We start from the raw sequence: 7,320 nt of genomic DNA, 5'->3' as shown, positions 1-7,320 counted from the left end.
CATCGATAGGTGAATACCTTGGCCACAAGTGGTCGCGTTTCGCGTTCGCTGGTCTGGCAGAATACTGTGCATGAGCGATGCCAACGACATGCGAGTGCCACCACAGGCAACACGAGAACCGCTAGAAACTCCAGAACCACACCAGAACCACCCGAAACCCGAGAAACCCCAGCCCCAATGGGCGTGTGGGACTCCTTCCGGTTCGCAGTTTCTTCACCGAAGCGCCTGCGCACCGAGCTGCTGGCCGGTGCTGCGGTGTCGTTCGCGCTGATCCCCGAGGTCATTTCGTTTTCCATCTTGGCGGGCGTGGACCCGGCGGTGGGGCTGTTTAGCTCGGTGATTATGGCCATCGTGATTGCCTTCACGGGTGGTCGCCCGGCCATGATTACCGCTGCCGCTGGTTCGGTTGCGCTCGTCGTCGCGCCGCTGTCGCGGACGTACGGGATGGATTACCTAATCCCGACGGTGTTGCTCGCGGGCGTGTTGCAGATTGCCTTTGCGGCGCTGGGTATCGCTAAGCTGCAGCGTTTCATTCCCCGCGCGGTCATGATTGGCTTTGTCAACGCGCTGGGCATCCTCATTTTCACCGCGCAGCTGGAACATCTCATCGATGTGTCGTGGTTGGTGTACCCGCTGGTCGCCTTGGGTATTGCGATTATGGTGTTCCTGCCCCGTGTGTTCACCGCGATTCCGGCTCCGCTGGTAACGGTGCTCGTCGTCACGCTTGTTGCGGTGTTGGCGGATTGGCGCGTGCCGAACGTGAGCGATATGGGTGAGCTCCCGGAATCCCTCCCGCAGCTGCTGATCCCGAATGTGCCGCTGACCTGGGAGACTCTGCAGCTGATTGCGCCGTATTCGATGGGCGTGGCGATCGTCGGCATTATGGAATCGCTGATGACGGCGAAACTCGTCGACGACATCACGGACACGCATTCGGACAAGACCCGCGAGACGTGGGGGCTCGGTGTCGCGAATATCGCGGGCGGTTTCTTCGGCGGTATCGCTGGCTGCGCGATGATTGGTCAGACGATGGTGGGTGTGAAGGAATCGTCGGGACGCACTCGCTTGACGACGCTCTTTTCCGGCGTCTTCCTGCTCATTCTGGTCCTTCTGCTCAGTTCCGCAGTCGGTGCGATTCCGATGGCGGCGCTAGTTGCGGTGATGGTTGTGGTGGCGGTGGACACGGTCGATTGGCGCTCGATTTCCCCGCGGACATTGCGCCTGATGCCGCGTTCGGAGACGGCGGTGATGCTGGTGACGGTCATCGCCACGCTGGCGACGGATAACCTTGCCATCGGTGTGGTTTCGGGCGTGGTCGTGGCGTCGCTGATGTTCGCGCGCCGTGTCGCTCACCTGGTCAGGATCGAAGTGCTTGACGACGACCCCAGCGCCCACTCCCGGACGTACAAGGTGCGGGGTCAGCTGTTCTTCGCCTCCAGTAACGACCTGGTGTACCAGTTCGACTACACCGATCCTGCGCAGCGGATTGTCATCGATATGTCGGAGGCCGAAATTTGGGATGCTTCCACGGTGGCGGCATTGGATTCGGTGCGGGTCAAGTTTGCTGACCGGGGCAAAGAGGTGGAAATTATCGGCTTGGAGGGGCCGAGTAAGCAGCGTCTGGATGCTCTGTCGGGGAAGTTGTAGAAATCCCAATCCGGAGTATGCCTTACACTTAGTTGCAAAGCCAGATGCGGCGCGGGGAAAAGGTTTTCCGTGCCAGGTTTGTCAGGTTTTAACTTATGTCCGATACCTGGGAGGGTGCGTACACCATGGCCGTGGATTCCTTTGATGTTCAGCAGTTGGCGGCACACAAGGATGAGTTTGCGAAGGCATATGAGGAACTGAAGTCCCGTAACCTCGCACTGAATTTGACTCGTGGCAAGCCGTCGTCGGAGCAGCTTGATTTCGCGAATGCCCTGCTGGGTCTCCCGGCGCCGGATTACATTTCGGTTTCTGGGGAGGACGTCCGCAATTACGGCAACGCCAAGGGTATTACTGATATCCGCGCTATCTGGGCGGAACTGATGGATCTGCCGGTGGAAAACGTCCTGGCACAGGATGCTTCCAGCCTGAACATCGAGTTTGACCTGATTTCGTGGGCCATGCAGTTCGGCAACGTCGACTCGGAACGCCCGTGGAACGAGGAGCCGGTGCTTAAGTGGCTGTGCCCGGTTCCGGGGTATGACCGTCACTTTTCCATTACGCAGCACTTCGGCATTGAGATGATCCAGGTGCCGCTGAACGAAGACGGTCCGGATATGGATGTCGTGGAGAAGCTGGTTGCCTCTGACCCGCAGATTAAGGGCATGTGGAATGTCCCGATGTTCTCGAACCCGACGGGCGTGACCTACAGCGCTGAGGTCTGCCGTCGTCTGGTTGAAATGGAAACCGCTGCTCCGGATTTCCGTCTGATGTGGGATAACGCCTACATGGTTCACACGCTGACGGATGAGTTCCCGGAGATTCACAACGTCATTAAGTGGGCGGAAGAGGCGGGCAATCCGAACCGCGTGTGGGCATTCGGCTCGACCTCGAAGATCACCTTCGCTGGTGCCGGCGTTGCTTTCTACGCTTCTTCGGATGCCAACTTGGAGGATTACCTCAAGCACGCTGGTATCCGCGGCATTGGCCCGAACAAGGTCAACCAGCTGGCTCACGCCAAGTTCTTCGGTGACGCGGAGGGCGTGCGCGAGCAGATGCGCCGTCACGCCGGTTCGCTGGCTCCGAAGTTTGAGAAGGTTCTGCAGATTCTGGATGAGCGCCTGACGGAGTACGGCGTGGCAGAGTGGTCGAAGCCGACCGGCGGTTACTTCATCAACCTCGACGTAGTTGATGGCACCGCTCGTCGCGTGGTGGAGCTGGCTAAGGAGGCCGGTATTGCGCTAACCGGTTCTGGTTCTTCCTTCCCGCTGAAGCAGGATCCGAATGACCGCAACATCCGTCTGGCACCGTCGCTGCCTCCGATGGAGGAGCTCGAGGTCGCTATGAACGGCGTCGCTACCTGTGTGCTGCTCGCCGCCGCCGAGAAGGCGACTGCCTAGGCCAAGCAAGCCAGGTAGGTCGGGATAGGACTGTATGAACTTCGAAGAGACGAAGTTTTGGATCTCCGGGCTTTTCCCCGGAGCCCCCCAGGTCGGCGAGTATGTGACGGAGCTGCCGGCCAGTGGTCGGCACGGGCAGGAACACGATTCGGCACCGCTTCGGGTCGCTGAGTTCTCGCTTTACGACGAGCCGGACGGCCAAGCGAACGAGCGTCGTCCGGAAACGGCAGCCGCCACGGTGGAGTTGGGCCGCAACTACTGTGGCCTGACTGGCGCTGCACAGACGGATATCCGCGTGGAGCTCTTCGCCGTCGCTTACGCTGATTTTCCCGTGGCCACCATGGTCGCGGCCGCGGGAGCGCTGGTGGAGGAAGAACCGGAGTTCCTGTCGCCAATTCCGGGCCGTGTCATCCCGAATGCGATTCGGGTAGCGGCCGATCAGGCGGCTGGGGTAGGGGAGTCGTCGTCAAGCACGGCCTTTACCGTGGCACACGTGCTGTGCACGGTGCCGTATGTGTGGAGCGACGGGGTGCCAAATGTGTCTGAGATGCCGGGCAAGATCAGCCTGCATGAGGGCGATGTGGAGTCGCCGCAGGGACGCATGACCACGATGACGCAACTGGTGCCAATTACGGATGCGGAGCTGGTGTTTTATGAGCAGCAGGGGCCGCAGGCGCTGATGCAGAAGTTGGCCGAAGTAGATGCTGACCTGCGGGATTGGTGCCGTGAGTCGGTTGTTTCCCAGGAGGGTTCGAACTAGCCGATCCGGGGTGGAAGGTAGGCTGAGCACGTGGCTCTGTATAGGAAGTATCGTCCGGCATCGTTCGCCGAAGTGGTGGGGCAGCGGCACGTAACTGACCCGCTGTCGGCGGCGTTGGAATCTCGGGATGCGCAGGGGCGTCCCAACCGCATTAACCATGCGTATTTGTTCTCCGGGCCGCGTGGCTGTGGCAAGACCTCGTCGGCGCGCATTATGGCGCGCAGTTTGAACTGTGCGGAGGGGCCGACGGCCACACCGTGTGGCCAGTGTGCGTCGTGTCGTGCGCTAGCGCCGGGCGGTCCGGGCAATTTGGACGTTATTGAGCTGGACGCGGCTTCCCACAATGGTGTGGAAGATATGCGTGAGCTGCGGGAAAAGGCTATCTTCCAGCCGGCGGAGTCGCGCTATCGCATCTTCATTATTGACGAGGCGCATATGATTACCGCTTCGGGTTTCAATGCGCTTTTGAAGATTGTGGAGGAGCCGCCGGAGCACCTCATCTTCATTTTTGCGACCACGGAGCCGGAGCGTGTGCTGCCGACTATTCGTTCGCGTACGCATCACTACCCGTTCCGGTTGTTGACTCCGCCGGATATGCGCGGGCTGCTTGAGCGTGTGGTCACGGCCGAGGGCGTGCGGGTAGAGCCGGACGTGTATCCGCTGGTCATCCAGGCCGGTGGTGGTTCGCCGCGTGACTCGCTGTCGGTTATGGATCAGCTCATTGCCGGTTCCGGCACCAATGGCGTGGATTATGAAACGTCTGCGGCCATTCTCGGTGTCACTGACAGCGTGATCATCACGGATGCGATTGAGGCGCTGGCAGCGGGCGATCGTGCGGCCATGTTTAGCGTGGTCGGGCGTGTGATTATGTCGGGTCAGGATCCGGCGCGGTTTGCCTCGGATCTGCTTGGCCGGGTGCGTGATTTGCTGGTGCTGTCCGCAGTGCCGAATGCGCTGGAGCAGGGCTTGGTGGAGATCCCGGAGAGCCAAATCGACGGTGTTCTGGAGCAGGCCGGGACAATTCCCCCGGCGACGCTGACGCGCTTCACGCAGGTGCTCTCTGATGGTCTGCGGCACTTCCGCGGCGTGACGTCGCCGCGCCTGCTGCTCGAAGTCCTCTGTGCGCGCATGCTCCTGCCCGCCACCGAAGACTCCGTGGAGTCGCTGCTGCAGCGCGTAGAAGCGTTGGAGCACGGCAGGCCCGCGCTTGCCGACGGCTCGGGGGCCGCAACTCCCGCAGCGGCACCGGTGTCTTCCGATGCGGGTGCGGCTGAAGCGTCGCCGATGCAGTCTGGCCAGTCGGCTCGGGAGGCGTGGCGCCAGCGGAATGCCCAGCGTAAGAAGGGTGCGCAGTCGGCTTCGGTCACTCAGCGCGGACGTACTGAGCAGGCAGCGCCAGCGCAGGCACCGTCGCAACCTCAGCCCCAGCCGGGACCGCAGCCTAAGGTTCAGTCGGAACCCGTTGAGCAGCAATCGGCACCAGCGGCAGCGGTGTCGCAGGAGTCGGTAACTGAGCCGAAGCCTGCACCAGAAGCACCTACTGCGCCCGCTGAGCAGCCTGAACAGCCTACGCAGGCTACGTCGGCCGAATCAGTTGAGCAGCCTCAGCAGGCTGAACAACCGCAGCAGCCTGAATCGGCTGAGCAGCCGCTGTCCGAGGAAGAGGCTCAGGCAGAGAAGATTCGTGAGTTCCGTCGGAAGATGGCGGAGCATGCCCGGATTAGCGAGCAGCAGACTCGGGCGCAGCTTGCACAGGAGCGTGAGCAGCAGACTCGTGAGCGTGAGGGTGAAGGCGGCTCCATGTCGATTGTCGAGGAGGAGCCAGTTGTCTCTTCCTCGCCAACACACTCTGAACAGCTAACCCAGCCGACTCAGGCCGCACAGTCTGAACAACCAGCCCAGCCCGAGCAATCAGCCGAGTCGGCACGGCCAACTCAGGCCGCTCAGCCCGAGCAGCCTGAACAGCCAACGCAGACTACTCAGTCGCCAGAATCGCAGCCGGAACCGCAGGTTCAGCAAGCACCAGAGCCAGCACCGCAACCGGAACCAACACCACAGCCGGAGCCCGAACCTGCACCCGCCGGTATCGAGCAAATCCGCGAGCGCTGGCAGGACATCCTTGCAGCTGTTGACGGCCCGCACGCGTTCCCCATTCGTGTGTTGGCCGAGCAGGCAGTACCGCTCGATGTCGAAAATGACAGGCTCATCATCGGGCACAGCACAGGAGCGCTCGCTACCAGGCTAAACACACCGGATTACGAACAGGCACTGTCTGCTGCCGTAAAGCAGGTGACGGGTTTCAACGGCCAGGTGCACTGTGTCGTCGGTACGCGCCCGCGCGCACCGCGTTCAACAGCTACAGGTGGCGTTGCTGGGGAAGATGATTCGTCGTCAAGAGGTTCGTCCTCGCCGAACGACACCGCCCCTGCACCGACACCAGCAGCGCCAGCGCAACCAGAGACATCTGAGCAGCAGGTACAGCAGGAACAGCAGGCGCAGCCAGCGCCCGCACCGCGCCCGCAGCGGTCGTCGGCCTACGCGTCCGTTGCTGAGCGTCGCGCAAAAATCGAGGCTGCCAAGCGTGCTGCGATGGGTCACCAGGCAGGTCACGACCAGCCAGCGCAGCCACATCAGCAAAGCCAGCCAAATCAACCAGCTCAGCCAAGCCAACCGACTCAGCCGAACCCGAACCCGGTCCATCAACAGCAGCCAAACCAGCCGCAGCCGCAGTCGTTCCTGCGCGCGGCGCAAGCCAATGCCCAGGCAAATGCCCAAGCTCAGGCCAATCAGGATTCGGGCTTCGGCGGCGTCCCGCTGCCACCAGAGCCCATGGAGGAGTTCGCTCCGCCAGAGGGCGCAGAGGGCGCAGGGGGCTACGGTTCGCGCACCCCGTCCAACGCCAACACCACCTACAACCCGGTTTCCCAAAACCTGCAGGACAACAACTACGAAGAGGACACCTCCGAGTATTTCGAGGCCGCGAACGAGGTCGGGTCGCTCGATCACCGTTCGCTAAAGGACGTGGTCATGGAGATGCTGGAAAAGGAGCTGGGAGCCAAACCGCTAGAAGACCGCTAGAGCCGTTAGAATGGGGCGGCGATGCGCGTCGTAAAGCAAGGGCGATGAGCCTTTAAGCGTGCGCGTAACTATAAATCAGCACGTAAAAAGCACAATAGTTAGGAAAGTTAGTTATGACTCAGCCAGATATGAACGCAATTCTGCAGCAGGCACAGCAGATGCAGGCGCAGCTGCAGGCAGCACAGCAGGAGATCGTCGCCTCCACCATCGTCGGTGAGGCCGGTGGCGGTCTGGTCAAGGTGACTATGCAGGGCTCGGGCGAGGTCACGGACATCGCCATTGATCCGAAGGTCGTAGACCCGGAGGATGTCGACGGGCTGCAGGACCTGGTCCTCGCTGCTTTCCAGGACGCTACCGCTAAGGTGCAGTCGCTGGCAGAGCAGAAGATGGGCCCGCTGTCCCAGGGCTTCGACGGTCTCGGTGGCCTCGGTTTCTAAA

5 protein-coding genes are annotated in these 7,320 nt (G+C 61.5%); all 5 read left to right on the top strand.

Annotation, left to right across the window (positions count from 1 at the left end; translation table 11 throughout):
* The first annotated feature begins 177 nt into the window (after positions 1 to 177).
* Positions 178 to 1,647: a SulP family inorganic anion transporter gene (locus HMPREF3042_RS08960; protein ID WP_070856861.1), complete on the top strand. Its 1,470-nt coding sequence runs from the start codon at positions 178 to 180 to the stop codon at positions 1,645 to 1,647.
* A gap of 125 nt (positions 1,648 to 1,772) precedes the next feature.
* Positions 1,773 to 3,044 carry an aspartate aminotransferase type Ic gene (locus tag HMPREF3042_RS08955; protein WP_187402557.1) on the top strand — a complete coding sequence of 424 codons (1,272 nt, stop codon included), beginning with the start codon at positions 1,773 to 1,775 and terminating at the stop codon, positions 3,042 to 3,044.
* Between the two features lie 34 nt (positions 3,045 to 3,078).
* Positions 3,079 to 3,804, top strand: coding sequence for a suppressor of fused domain protein (locus tag HMPREF3042_RS08950; protein WP_070856859.1), 726 nt, complete (start codon positions 3,079 to 3,081; stop codon positions 3,802 to 3,804).
* Between the two features lie 30 nt (positions 3,805 to 3,834).
* Positions 3,835 to 6,882 carry a DNA polymerase III subunit gamma and tau gene (locus HMPREF3042_RS08945; protein ID WP_070856857.1) on the top strand — a complete coding sequence of 1,016 codons (3,048 nt, stop codon included), beginning with the start codon at positions 3,835 to 3,837 and terminating at the stop codon, positions 6,880 to 6,882.
* 113 nt (positions 6,883 to 6,995) lie between these two features.
* Entirely contained in the window at positions 6,996 to 7,319 is a 324-nt protein-coding gene (locus tag HMPREF3042_RS08940) for a YbaB/EbfC family nucleoid-associated protein (RefSeq protein WP_005511884.1), read from the top strand.
* Position 7,320 lies beyond the last annotated feature (1 nt).

This window comes from Corynebacterium sp. HMSC074C05 (assembly GCF_001838325.1).
GTDB classification, from domain to species: domain Bacteria; phylum Actinomycetota; class Actinomycetes; order Mycobacteriales; family Mycobacteriaceae; genus Corynebacterium; species Corynebacterium amycolatum.
Note: the sequence above shows the minus strand (reverse complement) of the source record. Positions and strands in the feature narration are given on the sequence as shown.